The sequence below is a fragment of the Saccharopolyspora endophytica genome (assembly GCF_018070075.1).
GTDB lineage: Bacteria > Actinomycetota > Actinomycetes > Mycobacteriales > Pseudonocardiaceae > Saccharopolyspora > Saccharopolyspora endophytica.
Window position 1 is genome coordinate 187,532 of the sequence record NZ_JAGPXE010000014.1, and the last position, 17,448, is coordinate 204,979.

The 17,448-nt window shown below is 71.0% G+C and carries 13 protein-coding genes; 7 read left to right on the forward strand and 6 right to left on the reverse strand.

The annotated features are described in order from the left end of the window. Positions 1-44: 44 nt before the first annotated feature. Together KBO27_RS27630 and KBO27_RS34710 are read left to right on the forward strand one after the other, a co-directional pair. Positions 45-779 (forward strand): SDR family NAD(P)-dependent oxidoreductase, encoded by a 735-nt coding sequence (locus KBO27_RS27630; RefSeq protein ID WP_210972768.1) that lies wholly within the window; start codon positions 45-47, stop codon positions 777-779. 530 nt (positions 780-1,309) lie between these two features. Beyond that, positions 1,310-2,437: an NAD/NADP-dependent octopine/nopaline dehydrogenase family protein gene (locus KBO27_RS34710; RefSeq protein WP_210972769.1), complete on the forward strand. Its 1,128-nt coding sequence runs from the start codon at positions 1,310-1,312 to the stop codon at positions 2,435-2,437. Here the strand turns inward: KBO27_RS34710 and KBO27_RS27640 are convergent. Genes KBO27_RS27640 through KBO27_RS27650 form a run of 3 tightly spaced genes read right to left on the reverse strand, consistent with a single transcriptional unit; the run spans position 2,367 to position 5,607 of the window. After that, a complete protein-coding gene (locus tag KBO27_RS27640; RefSeq protein ID WP_210972770.1) occupies positions 2,367-3,212 on the reverse strand; it encodes an SDR family NAD(P)-dependent oxidoreductase in 846 nt (281 codons plus the stop codon). The genes KBO27_RS34710 and KBO27_RS27640 overlap by 71 nt on opposite strands. Further along, complete coding sequence (locus tag KBO27_RS27645; RefSeq protein ID WP_210972771.1) at positions 3,209-4,114, reverse strand: alpha/beta fold hydrolase; 906 nt, start codon at positions 4,112-4,114, stop codon at positions 3,209-3,211. Before KBO27_RS27645 ends, KBO27_RS27640 begins: the two co-directional genes overlap by 4 nt. Then, positions 4,111-5,607 carry a flavin-containing monooxygenase gene (locus tag KBO27_RS27650; RefSeq protein WP_210972772.1) on the reverse strand — a complete coding sequence of 499 codons (1,497 nt, stop codon included), beginning with the start codon at positions 5,605-5,607 and terminating at the stop codon, positions 4,111-4,113. The genes KBO27_RS27645 and KBO27_RS27650 overlap by 4 nt, the downstream gene beginning before the upstream one ends. A 99-nt stretch (positions 5,608-5,706) precedes the next feature. On the opposite strand from KBO27_RS27650, the gene KBO27_RS27655 reads away from it, so the two are divergent. Continuing rightward, on the forward strand, positions 5,707-6,942 hold the full coding sequence (locus tag KBO27_RS27655) for a PucR family transcriptional regulator (RefSeq protein WP_210972773.1): 1,236 nt from the start codon (positions 5,707-5,709) through the stop codon (positions 6,940-6,942). Positions 6,943-7,397: 455 nt separating this feature from the next. Here the strand turns inward: KBO27_RS27655 and KBO27_RS27660 are convergent, their stop codons facing one another. Then, complete coding sequence (locus KBO27_RS27660; protein ID WP_210972774.1) at positions 7,398-8,465, reverse strand: NAD-dependent epimerase/dehydratase family protein; 1,068 nt, start codon at positions 8,463-8,465, stop codon at positions 7,398-7,400. 142 nt (positions 8,466-8,607) lie between these two features. Here KBO27_RS27660 and KBO27_RS27665 point away from each other — a divergent pair, with 142 nt between their 5' ends. Beyond that, on the forward strand, positions 8,608-9,789 hold the full coding sequence (locus tag KBO27_RS27665) for a zinc-dependent alcohol dehydrogenase (protein WP_210972775.1): 1,182 nt from the start codon (positions 8,608-8,610) through the stop codon (positions 9,787-9,789). Here the strand turns inward: KBO27_RS27665 and KBO27_RS27670 are convergent. Continuing rightward, entirely contained in the window at positions 9,786-11,057 is a 1,272-nt protein-coding gene (locus KBO27_RS27670) for an ATP-grasp domain-containing protein (protein ID WP_307870654.1), read from the reverse strand. The genes KBO27_RS27665 and KBO27_RS27670 overlap by 4 nt on opposite strands. A gap of 94 nt (positions 11,058-11,151) precedes the next feature. Between KBO27_RS27670 and KBO27_RS27675 the strand changes: the two genes are divergently transcribed. Next, positions 11,152-12,018, forward strand: a complete 867-nt coding sequence (locus tag KBO27_RS27675) for an SDR family oxidoreductase (RefSeq protein WP_210972777.1) — start codon at positions 11,152-11,154, stop codon at positions 12,016-12,018. 96 nt (positions 12,019-12,114) lie between these two features. Then, complete coding sequence (locus tag KBO27_RS27680) at positions 12,115-13,899, forward strand: thiamine pyrophosphate-requiring protein (RefSeq protein WP_210972778.1); 1,785 nt, start codon at positions 12,115-12,117, stop codon at positions 13,897-13,899. A gap of 358 nt (positions 13,900-14,257) precedes the next feature. On the opposite strand, the gene KBO27_RS27685 is transcribed toward KBO27_RS27680, so the two are convergent. Further along, the gene (locus KBO27_RS27685) at positions 14,258-15,235 is read right to left on the reverse strand and encodes a TIGR03557 family F420-dependent LLM class oxidoreductase (RefSeq protein ID WP_210972779.1); all 978 of its coding nucleotides are present in this window, start codon (positions 15,233-15,235) and stop codon (positions 14,258-14,260) included. Positions 15,236-15,382: 147 nt separating this feature from the next. Here KBO27_RS27685 and KBO27_RS27690 point away from each other — a divergent pair, with 147 nt between their 5' ends. Then, positions 15,383-17,407 (forward strand): CocE/NonD family hydrolase, encoded by a 2,025-nt coding sequence (locus KBO27_RS27690; protein ID WP_210972780.1) that lies wholly within the window; start codon positions 15,383-15,385, stop codon positions 17,405-17,407. Positions 17,408-17,448: the final 41 nt, after the last annotated feature.

Genomic DNA, 17,448 nt, shown 5'->3' on the forward strand with positions numbered 1-17,448 from the left:
AGAGTTGTGGACGGAACGGTCCACAACTCAGGGAGGTGGGCGGCATGGCCGTCCTGCAGGACAAGGTCGCCGTGGTCACCGGTGGTAGCAGCGGAATCGGGCTCGCGATCGCGCGAGCGTTCCGCGACGAGGGCGCGACGGTGTTCATCACCGGCCGCCGGAAGGAGGCGCTCGACGAGGCGATCGCCGAGCTCGGCGAGGACGTCACCGCCGTGGTCTGCGACTCCTCGAAGCTCGCCGATCTCGATGCCCTCTACGAGGCGGTCCGAGAGCGGGCGGGGCACGTCGACGTGGTGGTCGCCAACGCCGGCATCGGCATCGACGCGCCCTTCGGCGAGGTCACCGAGGACCAGTTCGACGCGCAGTTCGGCGTCAACGTCAAGGGCACGGTCTTCACCGTCCAGAAGGCGCTGCCGCTGCTGCGGCCGGGCGCGTCGATCATCCTCACCGGATCGACCGCCGCGACGCACCCGCAGCCCGGCCTGGAGATCTACGCGGCGACCAAGGCCGCGGTGCACCACCTGGCGCGCGGCTGGGCGCACAGCTCCGGGGCGCGCGAGTTCCGGGTCAACGTGGTCTCGCCCGGCATGGTCCCCACGCCGGGCCTGCTCGACCTCGTCGACGCCGAAACCCGGGAGCAGGCCCAGGGGACGATCCCGCTGGGCCGTCATGGCAAGCCCGAGGAGATCGCGGCGGCCGCGGTCTTCCTGGCCTCGGACGCCGCGAGCTACGTCAACGGCTCGGTGCTCGCCGCCGATGGGGGAGTCGGGCAGGTCTGATCCGTCGGTCGAGGTCGGCCGGTACGCGCTGCTGGGGCAGGTTCCGGAACCGACCTGGCGCACGTGACCGGACCCCGAAGAGGGGTGCGGGCCACAACGCCGGCATCCCTCTTCACCGCGCTCGCCCCGCGTCAGAGCCGACCCGCTCACCCAACCCCAGCCGACTCGTCCCATCCCGGGCCACCCACGGCTTCTCAAACTTCGCGCGAAATGTGACACTCCACCACAACGGCGAGAACGGGCCCTGACCTGGCAAGACTCGGTTGGACGCGCGGGCGCCGCGGCGACGAATTCGAATTTCGCGCGAAATTGGAAGGCTCCGAGGGGCGTCCGAAATTCGCGCGAAATTGGAATCCCGCATCGGTGTTCACGTCGAGGCCCTGCGCCGAGACTCCGCGCGAGGCGCTGCGCGGGGTCGGTGGTGGTGCGCTGGGTTGTGATGTGCGGCAAGTCATAGGTGCGGTGGGAACCGGGACGGTGATCTCTCCGACCACTGGAACGTGGGATCGATCGCGAGGAGCAGTGGTGCGGTGGACGAGATCGGTGTGATCGGAGCCGGTGGCGAAGGGCTGGCCGTGGTCGCCCACCTGTCCTCGACGGGGCATCGGGTGCGGTTGTGCACCCGAAACCCGCAGCGGGTGGCGGGCATCCGGGGCGGAGGTGAGATCCGGGCGACCGGCGAGCTGGCGGGCCGGTTCCCGATCGCGCAGGTCACCGCCGAACCGGCGGAGCTGGCGCGGCGCTGCCGGGTGGTGGTGATCGCCGCGATCACCACCGCCTACCCGGAGATCGCCGCGTCGCTGGCCCCGCACCTCACCGCGGACCACGTGATCGTGCTGTTCTCCGGGAAGCTCTGCGGCAGTGCGGAATTCGCCGCTGCGCTGAGCGGTGCCGGAGCTCCGGAGGTGGACGTGGTGGAGACCGACGCCCTGTTCGCCGCCCGTCCCGACGGCGACGACGGCGTGCGGGTCCTCGGCACGAAGCGGTGGAACCTCGTCTCCGGTGCCACGCCCGGTGCAGTCGAGCGCAGCGCCCCGATCGTCCGGGAGTGGTTCCCCTGGCTGGAGACCGCCACCAATCTCGTCCACAGAGGACTCACCGACTTCGGCGCGGTCGCCCACGCGCCGATCGCGCTGGCCAACCTCGGCACCATCGACCGCGGCGAGGAACTGCTGTTCTACCTCGACGGCGTCTCCTACCGGACCGTGGCGCTGCTGCGCGAGGTCGAGCGGGAATTCCGCGAGGTCGCCACCGCCTACGGCGCCACCCTGATGCCCATGCCCGAAGTCCTCGACCGCTACTACGGCTGCACCACCACGAGCCTGCTGGACGCGATGCGCAGCGCGGCGCCCTACAAGACCATCCTCGCGCCCGGGTCTCTGGACCACCGGTTCCTGCACGAGGACATCGCCTCGACGCTGGTGCCGCTGGAAGCCCTCGCCGACGAGGCGGGAGTGGCCACGCCGATGGTCGGTTCCATCATCACCGTGATGTCCACGCTGTCCGGAAAGCCCTTCCGCCACAGCGGAAGGACCCTCGAACGGCTCGGCTGGGCCGACCTCGACCACGCCGAGATCCACCGCGCGCTCAACCCCGGGAGAACCGCCGGCGTTCGAACTGCGCCGCCAGCGCCGGGTAGCGTCGCGGCAGCAGTCTGACCAGCAGGTCCACCAGTTTCGCGTCGTTGCCGACCAGGACCCGCTGCTTGCCCGCTTCGACGCCGTCGACGATGATGCGGGCCGCCTGCTGCGGCGGCATCTTCAGCAGCTTCTCGTTGTAGGTGCGCACGCGCGCCTCGTCCACGGGGGTCACCTCACCGCGCTTGCGCGCGTCCTCCAGACCGGCCGAGGCGATGTTGGTGCGCACCCCTCCGGGATGCACCACGGTGACCTGCACCGGGTGCCCGGCCATGAGCATCTCGGCGCGCAGGCTCTCGGTGAACCCGCGCACCCCGAACTTGCTGGCGCAGTAGGCGGTGCTGCGCGGCTGGCCCATGATGCCGTTGAGGCTGGACACGTTGACCACGTGACCGTCGCCGGAGGCGATGAGGTGCGGCAGGAAGGCCTTGCTGCCGTGGATCACGCCGAACAGGTTGACCCCGAGCACGCGCTCGTAGGTCTCCCAGTCGTTGTCGGCCACCGCGCCGCCGGCGGCGATCCCGGCGTTGTTGTAGACCTGGTGCACCACGCCGAAGTCCGCGGCCACCGACGCCGCGTAGGACTCGACGGCCTGCCGGTCGCTGACGTCCAGCCGAGCCGAGCGCACCTCCGCGCCCAGCGCCTCGAGCCGGTCCGCGGTGGCGGCCAGGCCGGTCTCGTCGACGTCCGACACCGCCAGCCGCGCGCCGCGGCGGGCCAGCTCGAACGCGACCTCGCGCCCGATGCCCGAACCCGCACCGGTGACCACGGCGACCTTGCCGCGAACCTCGCTCATCGGGCCGACTCCTCCGCTGCGGTGGTGATGTGCTCGGTGGTCATCGCCACCAGCCGGTCGATCAGGCCGGGTGCGATGTGGTGGCCCATGCCGTCGATCTCGACGTAGCGGGCGCCGGGGATGGCCGCGGCCGTGGCGCGACCGCCGCTGACGTGCACCATGCGGTCGGTGTCGCCGTGGATCACCAGCGTCGGCGAGGTGATCCGGCGCAGCTCCGCCGTGCGGTCGCCGCTGGCGTGGATCGCGCTGATCTGGCGCGGTCGGCCCTCCTTGGCCCGGGCGCCGCCACCGCGTTCCCACAGCCCGGCGGCCCACGCGCGTTCGAGGTCGTCGTCCGGCGGGAACGACGCCGAACCGATGTGCCGCAGCATCCACAGGTGCCGCTCCACCGACTCCTCGACGGTGTGCGTCGGGCCCTTGGCCATGCGCACCAGCGTCGACCGCGCCGGCTGGCCGACCGCGCGCGCACCCGTGGTGGAGAAGATGGAGGTCAGCGAGTCGACCCGGTCGGGGTGCCGGGCGGCGACGGTCTGGGCGATCATGCCGCCCATCGACATCCCCAGCAGCTGCACGCGCTTGAGCCCCAGGTGGTCGAGCAGACCGACGGTGTCGGCGGCCATGTCACCGAGGTCGTAGGCGTCCGGCCGGGGGCGGGCGAACAGCTGGCGCAGCCTGCCCGGCGGTGGTGTGCCGATCCGCGACGAGCGGCCGGCGTCGCGGTTGTCCTGGCGCACCACGCGGAAACCGCGCTCGGTGAACCCGTCGACCAGCCGCTGCGGCCACGAGGTCAGGTCCAGGCCCAGCCCCGCGATGAGCACCAGCGGTGTCCCGTCGGCCGGGCCGTCGACGCGGTAGCAGATCCGGGGTCCCGCGGGCAGGTCGACGAAGAGGTCCTCGCTCATCGGGTCACCTCCGCGCGGGCCTCGGCGCGCGAGAACCGCAGCTCGGGGTCGGTGACGCTGTCCGAGCGCAGCAGCTTGACGTCGGAGTGGTAGCTCAGCGAGGTCAGCCACGGCATCCGGTCGCCCTGCTGGGGCAGCTGGTCGACCGAGCGCTGGATGTAGCCGGCGCCGAAGTCCAGGAACGGGCGCTTGGGCATCGCCGGGTCGCTGGGAACCGGCCGGCAGATGTCGAGCCCGTAGGCGTCCATGTGGGTCAGCAGGCGGCAGAAGTGCTCGCACAGCAACCCGATCTTCAGCGTCCACGACGAGTTCGTGTAGCCGATCGCGAACGCCAGGTTCGGCACGCCGGAGAGCATCATGCCCTTGTAGGCGATCGTGTCCGGCAGGTGCACCGGTTCGCCGTCGACCACCAGCGGCACGCCGCCGAAGGGCTGCAGGTTCAGGCCGGTGGCGGTGATGATGACGTCCGCCTCCAGCTCCGCGCCGGATTCCAGCTGCACGCCCCGCTCGGTGAACGTCTCGATCCGGTCGGTGACCACCGAGGCCCGGCCCCGCCGGATCGCCTTGAACAGGTCGCCGTCGGGCACCGCGCACAACCGCTGGTCCCACGGGTCGTAGGGCGGGTTGAAGTGGGTGTCGACCGGATAGCCCTCGGGCAGCGCCTTGCTGTTGACGTAGCGGATCAGCTTGCGCGCGGTCTTCGGGAAGCGCTGGCAGAAGCTCCAGATCAGGCGCTGCTGCAGGATGTTCTTGCGCCGCGCGATCGCGTAACCGCGCTCGGGGCCGAAGAACCGCCCCGCGATGTTGGCGACGGCGTCCTTCTTGGGCACCGGCATGATGTAGGACGGCGTGCGCTGCAGCATCGTCACGTGCGAGGCCGTGTCCGCCATCGCCGGGACGAGCGTGACCGCCGTCGCGCCGCTGCCGATCACCAGCACCTTCTTGCCGGAGTAGTCCAGGTCCTCCGGCCAGTGCTGCGGGTGGACGATCGGGCCGGAGAAGCGCTCCCGGCCCTCGAAGTGCGGGGTGAACCCCTCGTCGTAGCGGTAGTAGCCGCCCGCGCTGAACACCCAGCGCGCGCTGAGCCGGTGGCGAGCGCCGGTCTCGGGGTTCTCCACGTCGACGAGCCAGCGCGCCTGCGCCGAGGACCACTCGGCGCCCACCACCTTGTGGTGGAAGCGGATGTGCGGTTCGAGGTCGTTCTCGGTGATCGTCTCGCGCAGGTAGTCGAGGATGCGCGGTGCCGAGGCGATCGACTCCTCGTCCCGCCACGGCTTGAACTCGTAGCCGAAGGTGTGCAGGTCGGAGTCCGAGCGGATGCCGGGGTAGCGGAACAGGTCCCACGTCCCGCCGGAGGCGCCGCGCGCCTCCAGGATCGCGAAGGACTTTGCCGGGTGCGAGGTCTTGAGGTAGCGGCCTGCGCCGATACCGGAGATCCCGGCCCCGACGATCAGGACGTCCAGGTGCTCGACCGGTGTTTCGGTGGTGGTCATCGTGCTGCTCCCCGCGCGGACCGACTGCTCTCTCCCCGGGAAGCATGCCCGGGGCCCGCTGACTTGCGCCACAGCGACATGCACCAGGATCATGCGGAGATGGTGCCGAATGCTGCGTCCGAGTGGCCGAGGGTGTCCCCGCGCGTGCGGGAGCTGTTCCGGCGGGGTGCCGAGATCGCGCTGAACCCGCACGCCGAGTGGGTGGAGGAGCTGCACGCCGCCGCCCTCGGCGGTGCGCGGGTCCGGCTGGTCGCCGAGGACCCCGCGCTGGCCGCCGCGACCCGCCGCGCCAACCTCGCGAACCTGCTGCACTGGGCGGCCGCCAACGTCCAGAACCCCGGGCGCAGGGTTCCGGCCAACACCAGCTCCGAACTGCTCGAAGCATCCCGCGACCTGGTGCGGCGGGGTTTGGACGAGACCGCGCTGGACTCCTACCGGACGGCGCAGAACGTCGCGTGGCGGCGCTGGATCGAGATCGCCTTCGGCCTCACCGACGACCCCGACGAGCTGCGCGAGCTGCTCGACGTCTCCGCCGTGTCGATCGGCACCTTCATCGACGACACCGTCGCCGCCGTCAGCGAGCGCATGCAGCACGAGCGCGACGAGCTCACCCGGGGCGCGCACGCGGAGCGCCGCGCGGCGGTGACGCTGCTGCTGGAAGGCGCGCCGATCGGGCAGGCGCGGGCCGAGAGCAGGCTCGGCTACCGGCTCTCCGGACCGCACACCGCCGCCATCCTCTGGAGCGGCGCGGAAGGGTCCGAGCAGGTCGAGGCCGCCGCGGAGGCGGTGACCCGCGCGGCCGGTGCCGACCACCGGCTCACCGTCATCGCCAGCGCCGCGGCCCTGTGGGTCTGGCTGCCCGTGGCCACCGCGCCACCCGTGGGCGAACTGGCAGCGCTCCTGGCCGACCACCCCGACGTCCGGGTCGCGGTGGGTCGTCCCGGCACGGGCGTCGAGGGCTTCCGCCGCAGCCACCTCGACGCCGCCACCACGCAGCGCATGGTCGCCCGGCTCACCTCACCGCAGCAGGTGGCGCGCTACCAGGACGTGCAGCTGGTGTCGTTGCTGACCAGCGAGCCCACCCAGACCGACGAGTTCCTGACCGACACCCTGGGCGATCTGCGGCACGCCGACGCCGAGACGCGCACCGCGGTGCTGACCTACGTGCGCGAGCTGGGCAGCACCACGCGCACCGCCGAACGCCTCTACACCCACCGCAACACCGTGCTGCGCCGCCTCGCCAGGGCCGACGAGCTGCTGCCGCGCCCGCTCGCCGAGAACGCCCTCGCGGTCGCGGCGGCGCTCGAAGCCCTGCACTGGCGCGGCACCGGCTAGGACCGCCCGGCGGGGAGACGGCCCAGGAAAGCAGCGCCCGTCTCATCTCCAGCGGGGTGCCCCGGATTCCAGTGGAAATCGGAACCCGGATTTCCACTGAGATCCGGGACGCCGGGTGGCCACCACGGGTCTGGACGGTCCCGCGACCCGGAACACCGCCGTGATCGTGCGGTGCTCCGGACGGGGTCGGCGGGTCACGTTCGGCGTTGATGATCAGTGCGCCTCCGGGCCCGGGCCCGGGTGGGGAGCGGGTGTGCGGTTGAGCTGCTCGTGCGGACGCACTCGGAGTCCTTGGTGCGAGAAGCGCTCTCCCGCAACGGGAAAATCCTGCTGGGGGATACAATTTTTGACTATTCGGTGAACTTCGGGGGCAATGGTCTTCACCCGCGCCTGAAGCTCCGCGATGCGCACGCGGTTTGCCCGGTTCGGCTCCCCGCACGGGTGTCGGTCAGCGCTCAAGGGCGCTGGCCGACACCCGTGCGGAGCTCCTCGAGCCTGCCGCCCGGGAGGGGGGAGCGGAGCGGAGGGGTGGAATCGCCGGTGGCGGAACGCAAACCGCGCAGGAAGTCGGCGACCGCATCGGTGGAACTGCGCCGCGGGCTCCAGCCGAGCTCCTCGCGGGCGCGCCCGGTGTCCATCATCGGCAACCGCAGGAACGCGTCGAACAGGTCCGGTGACGCGGGCACCAGGTGCAGGTTCCAGGCCGCCGCCAGAACCACGCGCACCAGAGACGCCGGAACCGCTGCGGTGCGGGCCTGCAGCAGATCCGCCAGCGCGCTGAAGTCCACCACCGGATCCGCCGCGACGTTGAACGCGCCCCTGCTGTCGGACAGGATCGCGAGCCGGTAGGCCTCGCCGACGTCGTCGCTGTGCACCGCCTGGAAGCGCAGCCCGGTCGGCAGCGGCAGCACCGGGAGGAGTTCCGGCCGGGCGAGGCTGTTGGGCAGGAACGGTCCGATGAACAGGCGTCGCTGCTGCTCGGCGGATTCGGGCTTGAAGCAGAAGGCGGTGCGCATCCGGACCACCCGGATGTCCGGGTGCTGCCGTTCGAAGGCGTCGAGGAACCGCTCCAGGTAAGCCTTCTCGCGGCTGTAGGCCGCCGCCGGCCACCCGTGCGTCGGCCACGTCTCGCTGACCGAGCGCCCGGCGGGCCCGGGGGAGTAGGCGGCCACGGACGAGGCGTAGACGAGGTGGCGCACCCCGGCGGCAACAGCGGCCTCGAACACCCGGATGCTGCCGAGCACGTTGTTGCGCCAGGTCGTCACCGGGTCGTGGGTGGGCTGGAAGAGCCAGCCCAGGTGCACCACGGTGTCCACCGAGGCGAACCGGCCGACCAGGTCGTCCTCCCGGACGTCGGTGCGCTCCCACCGGACCCCCTGGCCCTGCTCGGGCGGTTGCCGCCGGGACAGCGCGGTGATCGCCTCCACCTGGGGGTCGCCGCGCAGCGCGTCGACCACGCTGGTTCCGATGTTGCCGGTGGCGCCGACGATCGCGACTCGCCGGGAACTCGCGGACGCTGCCATGAGGACTCCTGCCATCGGTCCGGACGGTCTCCCCACAACGGGTTCCCAGCAGGCCGCGGCACAAACGCGTCGCCGAGGTGCGGGGTTTGCCCGGTGCCGCCACCGGAAAGAACGTGGTGGTGAGCTACCGAGGAGGTGTCCGGTGAAGGCGCTGACATGGCGAGGACCGCGCGACGTGCGCGTCGAGAACGTGCCCGACCCGAAGCTGGAGGCCGACACGGACGCGATCATCCGCGTCACCAGCAGCGGGATCTGCGGCTCCGATCTGCACCTCTACGAGGTCCTGGCCCCGTTCCTCGACCCCGGCGACGTCCTCGGCCACGAACCCATGGGCGTGGTGGAGGAGACCGGGTCCGCGGTGGCCGACATCGCGCCGGGGGACCGGGTCGTGGTGCCGTTCAACATCTCCTGCGGCCACTGCTGGATGTGCGAACGGCGCCTGTTCGCCCAGTGCGAGACCACGCAGGTGCGCGAGCACGGCAGCGGCGCCGCGCTGTTCGGCTACACCAAGCTCTACGGCAGCGTTCCCGGCGCCCAGGCCGAGTACCTGCGGGTGCCCCAAGCCCAGTTCGGTCCCATCAAGGTGCCGGAAGGACCGCCGGACGAGCAGTTCGTCTACCTCTCCGACGTGCTGCCCACCGCGTGGCAGGCCGTCGAGTACGCCGACGTGCCCCAGGGCGGCACGGTGGCGGTGTTCGGGCTCGGCCCCATCGGGCAGATGGCGGCGCGGATCGCCCTGCACCACGGGTTCCGCGCCCTCGGCGTCGACCGGGTGCCGGAACGGCTGAACATGGCCGAGCGGCACGGAGTTCGCACCATCGACGCCGCCCAGCGGGACGACGTCGCCGATGCCGTGCGCGAGCTGACCGACGGTCGGGGAGCGGACTCGGTGATCGACGCCGTCGGCATGGAGGCGCACGGCTCACCCGTCGCCGAACTGGGGCAGAAGGTCGCCGGGGTGCTGCCCGACGCCGTCGCCGAGCCGCTGATGTCCAAGGCCGGGGTCGACCGCCTCTCCGCGCTGTACGAGTGCATCGACAGCGTCCGCCGGGCGGGCACGATCTCGCTCAGCGGCGTCTACGGCGGCATGGCCGACCCGATGCCGATGCTCACCCTGTTCGACAAGGGCGTTCGGATAGCGATGGGGCAGGCCCACGTGAAGCGGTGGATCCCGGACCTGCTGCCGCTGGTCGGCCACGAGTCCGACCCGCTCGGCGTGCGCGACCTGACCACCCACCACCTCCCGCTGGACGAGGCCCCGAACGCCTACGACATCTTCCAGCGCAAGGTCGACGGCGCGATCAAGATCCTCCTGGAGCCCTAGGTGAGGTCGAAGGGGAGGAGCTGCACGCAGCGGTCGAACTTGGCCCGGAGCTCGTCCTCGTCGGCCGCTCCCAGGTAGACGGCGAAGAGCTCGTAGCTGTAGCTGTCCTGCGCCGGGAGGTCCGAGAGCCGCGCTCCCCGCTCGGCGATGATGTCCACAGTGGCCCCGGGGAGCTCCTCGGCGAGCCGGGCGAGGTCGTCATCCGAGGGGGTGGAGTTGACCACGGCGTCGTCGAAGACGCGGTGGAACCACTTGGCGGCGATGCGGTGCGGGCCTTCGCGGCTGGGCATGGTCGGCTCCTCGCCGACCGCCAGCTGCACCATCGCCTGGTGGTTGGGCATGCCGTCGACCAGCTCGAACAGCGGCGCGTGCGATTGGGACAGCCGCGGATTGATCTCGAGGATGTTGACCGCGTCGGTGTCGGTGTCCCAGAAGAACTCGATGTTGAACGTCGAGTCGTTCAGCCCCATGTGCTCGATGACCTCGCGGCTGATCTCGATGATCCGCTCCTGCACCTCCTCCGGGGCCTGCGAGGGGTACTGGTAGCGCAGGAAGCTGGAGGAATCCGGGTAGCACAGCGAATCCACCACGCCGTGCACGTGGGCGCGGCCACCGTGGACGTAGCCCTCGGTGGTGAGCTGCTCGCCGCGCACGGCCTCCTCGGCCAGGCACGCCATGCCCCCGGCCTCCTCGATCGCCGGCGGCAGCTCCAGCTTGGAGAGCAGGAAGTCGAAGGCCCGGCCGATGCGGCCGATGCCGTCCCGGATCTCGGCCGCCGCCGCGCGCAGCTGGTCCTCGTCGTCGGCCTTGAACGCCAGGTCGGAGGAGAAGGACTTGACCGGCTTGAGCCACATCGGGAATCGCATCCCCGGCGGCGTCTGCGGATCGTCCAGGTCGACGATCGCGAAGCCCGGGTGCGCGTCGGTGACCTCGCGCTGCACCAGTCGGCTCCAGTACTTGTGCTCGCACTTGACCACCGATTCCAGACTCGGCCCCGGCAGACCGTTGTCGGTGGCCAGGACCGGGACCATCGAGCTCACCGGGAAGTCCCAGTAGCCCACGATCGCGTCGATCGGCTCCGAGAAGTCGTCGAGGCGCTGCTGCGCCTTCTCCAGCAGCTCCTCCAGGCCGATGTCGCCGTACATCAGCTGCTCCTTGTCCAGCAGTGCGTGGAACCGGTACGGCGCGAGGTGCTGGAGCTCGCGCATCAGGGCGAGGTTGCGTTCGTCGGGTCCGAGCAGGAACACGTTCTTCGGCCGCTTCGTCACACCACCCCGCGTACCCCGGCCACTCGGAGGTTGAACCCGCAGGAGCGCCGGGTACTCGGCGGGGCGCCGAGGACCAACCGACGTGGAGGACGTCATGGAACAGCCGCCCAGCAGCGCTCCGGCCCAGCAGCAGACGCCGCCCGGCACCACCGAGCCGATGCGACCTCGCCCGCGCGACGAGATGCGCGACTACGTCGGCTCCGGGCACCTCGCGGGCAAGCGGGCGCTGGTGGTCGGCGGGGACTCCGGGATCGGGCGAGCCGTGTCGGTGGCCTTCGCCAAGGAAGGCGCCGACGTCGCGCTGGCCTACGTCGACACCTCGGAGGACGCCGACGCCGAGCGCACCGCCGAGCTGGTGCGCGAGCAAGGTCGCGAATGCCACCTGTTCCGCGGCGACGTCGCCGAGGAGAGCTTCTGCACGCGCCTGGTCGACGACGCCGCCGAACGGCTCGGCGGCCTGGACGTGCTGGTCAACCACGCAGGCACGCAAGCCGCGCAGGACGACCTGCGGTCGATCACCACCGAGCAGTTCAAGCGGACCTTCGAGGTCAACGTCTTCGCGGTGTTCTGGTTGTGCAAGGCGGCGCTGCGGCACCTGCCCGAGGGCGGGGCCATCATCAACACCGGGTCGGTGAACGGGTTGCGCGGCAACAAGGACCTGATGGACTACTCGGCCAGCAAGGGCGCGGTGCACGTGCTCACGCAGTCGATCGCCCAGTCCCTGGCGGCCTCCGGTGTCCGCGTCAACTGCGTGGCGCCCGGTCCGGTGTGGACGCCGCTGATCCCGGCGACGCTGCCGGAGGACAAGGTGGAGGGTTTCGGCGAGCAGACGCCCATGGGGCGCATGGGCCATCCCGACGAGATCGCTCCGTCCTACGTCTTCTTCGCCTCCGACCGCCTCTCCAGCTACTACACCGGCGAGGTGCTGGCGCCGGTCGGCGGCGAAACGCACCCCGGCTGACGCGCCCGAGGAGATCGATCAGTTCCCGGTTGAGCGCGCCGACATCCGGGTAGGCGGGTGGGAACGACGCCGACACGGACGATCGGAGGGTGCGGCATGGCCGACACGGTGGCCGACTACCTGCTGCGACGACTGCGGACCTGGGGCGTGGAGCACGTCTTCGCCTACCCCGGGGACGGCATCAACGGGATCCTCGCCGCCTGGGAGCGGGCCGACAACGACCCGCGGTTCATCCAGGCCCGGCACGAGGAGCTCGCCGCGTTCGAAGCCGTGGGGTACGCGAAGTTCTCCGGGGAGGTGGGGGTTTGCGCGGCGACCGGCGGGCCCGGCGCCATCCACCTGCTCAACGGGCTCTACGACGCCAAGCTCGACCACGTGCCCGTGGTGGCCCTCGTCGGGCAGCAGGCCAGCACCTCCCTCGGCGGGGCCTACCAGCAGGAGGTCGACCTCTCCTCGCTGTACAAGGACGTCGCCGAGTACGTGCAGTTCGTCTCCACCCCGCAGCAGCTGCCCAACGCGCTGGACCGCGCCATGCGCACCTCGTTGGCGCGCAGGACCGTCACGGCCCTGATCATCCCGAACGACGTGCAGGAGATGACCTACTCGCCGCCGACGCACGCGTTCAAGATGGTGCCCTCCAGCGTCGGGATCTCCGAGGCGGTCACCACGCCCGCGGAGGCGGACCTGGAGCGCGCCGCCGAGGTGCTCAACGCCGGCGAGCGCGTGGCCATCATGGTCGGCCAGGGCGCCCGGAAGGCCGCGGGCGAGGTCACCGCCGTCGCCGACGTGCTCGGGGCCGGTGTGGCCAAGGCGCTGTTGGGCAAGGACGTGCTGCCGGACGACCTGCCGTGGGTGACCGGTGCGGCGGGGCTGCTGGGCACGCGACCGTCCTGGGAGTTGATGCGCGATTGCGACACCCTGCTGATGATCGGCGCGAGCTTCCCCTACAGCCAGTTCCTGCCCGAGTACGAGCAGGCCCGCGCGGTGCAGATCGACATCGATCCGACCATGATCGGCATGCGGTACCCGTTCGAGGTGAACCTGCTCGGCGATGCGAAGGCGACGCTGTCGGCCCTGCTGCCGCGCCTGCGCCGCAAGCAGGACCGCGCCTGGCGGGAGGAGGTCGAGTCCGGTGTCCGGGACTGGTGGGAGGTGATGGAGCGCCGCGCCGGCGTCGACGCCGACCCGCTCAACCCGGAACGCGTGTTCCACGAGCTGTCACCGCAGTTGCCCGATGACGCCATCATCACCGCCGACTCCGGTTCCGCGGCCAACTGGTACGCCCGGCACCTGCGCGTGCGCGGCCGCATGCGCTGCTCGCTGAGCGGGACCCTGGCGACCATGGGACCGGGAGCCCCCTACGCCACCGGCGCGAAGTTCGCCCACCCGGACCGGCCGGTGATCGCGCTGGTCGGGGACGGCGCGATGCAGATGAACGGCATCAACGAGCTCATCACCATCGGCCGGCACTGGCGCGAGTGGCAGGACCCGCGGGTGGTCGTGGGCGTGCTCAACAACGGCGACCTCAACCAGGTCACCTGGGAGATGCGGGCGCTCAACGGCGCTCCGCAGTTCCTCCCTTCGCAGCGGCTTCCGGAGTTCGACTACGCGGAGTTCGCGCGCAGCGCGGGTTTCCGGGGCATCCGGGTCGCCGATCCGGGCAGCGTCGCCGACGCGTGGGCCGAGGCGCTGAGCAGCGATCGGCCCTGCCTGATCGACTTCGTCACCGACCCGGCCGTGCCGCCGATCCCGCCGCAGGCGGACTGGAGCCAGGTCGAGTCGATGGCCGAGGCCATGCTCAAGGGCGACCCCGACGCGTGGTCGGTGGTCACCGAGGGCGTGAAGTCCAAGGCCCAGGAGTTCCTCCCGCGCCGTCGCTGATCCGGCGCGAAACGGCGCCCCCGGGAGTCCCGGGGGCGCCGTCGGGTTCAGCGGTTCTTCCGACGCTCCGGTGGGACGCGGGGTCCGGTGTGGAGCAGCGAGTTCGCCCGTCCCGTCCTGCTAGGAGCGCTGTCCTGGGACGCCGAGGCCTCCTTGCTCGGTTTCATCGGGCTGTGCTGCGCGACTTCGTCGCGAACCCTCTTGGTGAATTGGCGGATCCGGTCACCGGGCATGCCCACCACGTCCTCTCCTCGTTGTCGTTTCCGGGGTATGAAGCGGCATTTCCTTCGCACCCGTCGGGTTGTCACCGGGGGGCGCGTGCCAAACACGCTGGTGGGAACAGAATTGGCGGTGGCGATCAGCTGCCGGCCGCTTCGCGCAGAGCGGGCAGCAGCTTCTCCCGCGCGAAGCCGAAGAAGCCCGCGGGGTCGGCGTCCACGCCGACCTGGACCAGGGCGACGTCGGTGAAACCCGCCTGCCAGTGGGCCTGCACTGCCTTGACGATCGGATCGACGTCGGGACCGCACGGGATGCCCGCGGTGACGTCGTCGAGCCGCACGTGCTGGGTGGCGGCGGCGAAGCCGGCGGGACCGGGCAGCTCGGCGTTGACCTTCCAACCACCCGCGAACCAGCGCAGCTGCTCCCAGGCGCGCCGGGCGGCGGCGTCGGCCGACGGGTCCCAGCAGATCGGCTGCTGACCGTACTTGCGCTGGTCACCGCCGGTCGCGGAGTCCCAACCCCGGCAGAGCGAGGCTTCGGGCTGGACGGCGATCATCGCGTCGGACAACGGGGCGAACCGCTGCACCGACTGGTCGCCGGACACGGCGGTGGCCACCGGGACCCGCTGCTCGGGCAGGTCCCACAGCTTCGCCGAGTCGACCCGGTAGTGGTCGCCGGTGAAGTTCACGTGGCCGCCGTCGAACAGCGAGGAGATGATCCGCAGCGCCTCGGTGAGCATCTCGTGGCGCACGTTGACCGGCGGCCAACCCTGGCCGATGACGTGCTCGTTGAGGTTCTCCCCGGCCCCCACGCCGAGCGTGAACCGGTCGTCGGAGAGCAGGCCGATCGTGGCGGCCTTCTGCGCCACGACGGCCGGGTGGTAGCGCATGATCGGCGCGGTGACGAAGCTCAGCAGGTCCATCCGCTCGGTCATCTGCGTGACCGCCCCCAGGACGCTCCACGCGTAGGGGGAGTGGCCCTGCTCGTCCAGCCACGGCGAGTAGTGGTCGCTCATCACCGCGAAGTCGAAGCCCGCGCGCTCGGCCGCGGCCGCCTGCTTGACCAGCTCGCGCGGCCCCGACTGCTCCGTCATCAGCGTGTACCCGAACCGAACCATGTTCCCCGCCCTCCGGTGCTCGCGGTCCTGCCCGCGAGTAACCGCGCAGCGTCGCGGTGAAACGTGCGCGCGCCGGGCATGGCCGGATCGACTGATGGGTAGTCAGCGAGTGACGCCCGGGACAGTCGAGGCGAGCGAGGAGGACGCGTGCGCGAGGTCGACGAGCTACCCTGCGAGATCAAGCAGGAGGAGCACATCTGGATTCCCCTGTCCGACGGGACCCGCTTGGCCGGGCGCATCTGGCGGCCGGTCTCCTCCGACACCGAGCCCGTTCCGGCGGTGCTGGAGTTCATCCCCTACCGGCTGCGTGACCTCACGTCGTTGCGCGACTCCATCCACCACCCGTACCTGGCCGGGCACGGCTACGCGTGCGCCCGCGTGGACCTGCGCGGGAGCGGCGACTCCGACGGGATCCTCACCGACGAGTACCTGGAGCAGGAGCTCGCCGACGCCGAAGAAGTGCTGGCGTGGCTGGCGGAACAACCGTGGTGCACCGGGCGGACCGGCATGATGGGCATCTCCTGGGGCGGTTTCAACGCCCTGCAGGTGGCCGCCAGGAGACCGCCGAGCCTGGGGGCGATCGCGGCGCTGTGCTGCGCCGACGACCGCTACGCCGACGACGTGCACTACATGGGCGGATGCCTGCTCAGCGACAACCTGTCCTGGGCGAGCACGATGTTCGCCTACACCTCCTGCCCGCCCGATCCGGAGGTCGTCGGCGACCGCTGGGAGGAGATGTGGCGCGAACGCATGGAGGAGAGCGGCCTGTGGATCGACACCTGGTTGCGCCACCAACGCCGTGACGACTACTGGCGACACGGCTCGATCTGCGAGGACTTCTCCGCGGTCGAGTGCCCGGTGATGGCCGTGAGCGGCTGGGCCGACGGCTACTCCAACGCCGTGTTCCGGCTGATGCAGAACCTCGACGCGCCGCGCCGGGGCCTCATCGGGCCGTGGTCGCACAAGTATCCGCACCTGGGGCGGCCTGGTCCTGCCATCGGCTTCCTGCAGGAGCTGGTGCGCTGGTGGGACCACTGGCTCAAGGACGTCGACAACGGGGCGATGGACGGGCCGATGCTGTGCACCTTCATGCAGGAGAGCATGCCGCCGTCCACCAGCTACGAGGAACGCCTCGGCCGCTGGGTCGGCGAGCCTTCGTGGCCGTCACCCCACGTGCGCCGCACCCGGTTCCCGTTGGGGCAGAACAGGATCGAGCGACCGGACGAGGGGCAGGGCGGACGGCCGCTGACGGTCGCCTCGCCGCTGTCGGTCGGTCAGTACGGCGGCAAGTGGTGCTCCTACAACGCACCGCCGGACCTGCCCTACGATCAGCGCGAGGAGGACGGCGGGTCGCTGGTGTTCGACACCGAGCCGCTGGCCGAGCGTTGCGAGATCCTGGGCGGACCGCTGGTGGACGTGTGCGTGGAGGTGGACCGGCCGGTGGCCATGCTGGCCGCGCGGCTCTCCGACGTCAGCCCGACCGGGCAGGCGACGCGCGTGACCTACGGCTTGCTCAACCTCACCCACCGGGACGGGCACGACGCCCCGAAACCGCTGGAGCCCGGTGTGCGGTACCAGGTTCAGTTCCGGTTGAACGGAGTGGCACAGGCCTTCCCGGCGGGTCACCGCATCCGGCTGGCGCTGTCCACTTCGTACTGGCCGCTGGCGTGGCCACCGCCGGAGCCGGTGCAGCTGACCGTGCACCCGGCCGAGAGCGAGCTGGAACTTCCGATCCGGCCGGCGGAGGAGGCCGATGAGCTGCCCACGCCGCTGTTCGGCGAACCCGAGGGAGCCCCCCCGGTGCCCGCGAAGCAGATCACCCCGGGGGAGCAGCAGTGGCAGGTCAGCAGGGACCTGGCCGACTACAGCTCGTCGCTGGAGGTGATCAAGGACCTGGGGCTGGCGCACTTCGAGGACATCGACCTGGACGTCCGCCGGCGCGCCACCGAGCTCTACAGCTGGGTCGGGGAGGACTTCGACTCGGTGCGCGGCGACATCGAGTGGACGATGGGATTCACCCGCGGCGACTGGTCGGTGCGCACCAGCACCCGCACCGCGCTGACGTCCACGGCCACCGAGTTCCGGCTGCACGCCGAACTCGACGCCTACCTGGGCGACGAGCGCGTGTTCTCCAAGAACTGGGACCGCCGCATCCCGCGCGACCACGTGTGAGGTCCGAAGAGCGTTGCCGCGCCGGGGAAACGACATCCCGG

What these genes read in the sequence shown, in the direction of transcription:
- KBO27_RS27655 (WP_210972773.1), top strand. Translation starts at nt 5,707, where the DNA reads ATGGTGCCGAATGCTGCGTCCGAGTGGCCGAGGGTGTCCCCGCGCGTG.
- KBO27_RS27630 (WP_210972768.1), top strand. Translation starts at nt 45, where the DNA reads ATGGCCGTCCTGCAGGACAAGGTCGCCGTGGTCACCGGTGGTAGCAGC.
- KBO27_RS27660 (WP_210972774.1), bottom strand. Translation starts at nt 8,465, where the DNA reads ATGGCAGCGTCCGCGAGTTCCCGGCGAGTCGCGATCGTCGGCGCCACC.
- KBO27_RS27680 (WP_210972778.1), top strand. Translation starts at nt 12,115, where the DNA reads ATGGCCGACACGGTGGCCGACTACCTGCTGCGACGACTGCGGACCTGG.
- KBO27_RS27685 (WP_210972779.1), bottom strand. Translation starts at nt 15,235, where the DNA reads ATGGTTCGGTTCGGGTACACGCTGATGACGGAGCAGTCGGGGCCGCGC.
- KBO27_RS27650 (WP_210972772.1), bottom strand. Translation starts at nt 5,607, where the DNA reads ATGACCACCACCGAAACACCGGTCGAGCACCTGGACGTCCTGATCGTC.
- KBO27_RS27645 (WP_210972771.1), bottom strand. Translation starts at nt 4,114, where the DNA reads ATGAGCGAGGACCTCTTCGTCGACCTGCCCGCGGGACCCCGGATCTGC.
- KBO27_RS27640 (WP_210972770.1), bottom strand. Translation starts at nt 3,212, where the DNA reads ATGAGCGAGGTTCGCGGCAAGGTCGCCGTGGTCACCGGTGCGGGTTCG.
- KBO27_RS27675 (WP_210972777.1), top strand. Translation starts at nt 11,152, where the DNA reads ATGGAACAGCCGCCCAGCAGCGCTCCGGCCCAGCAGCAGACGCCGCCC.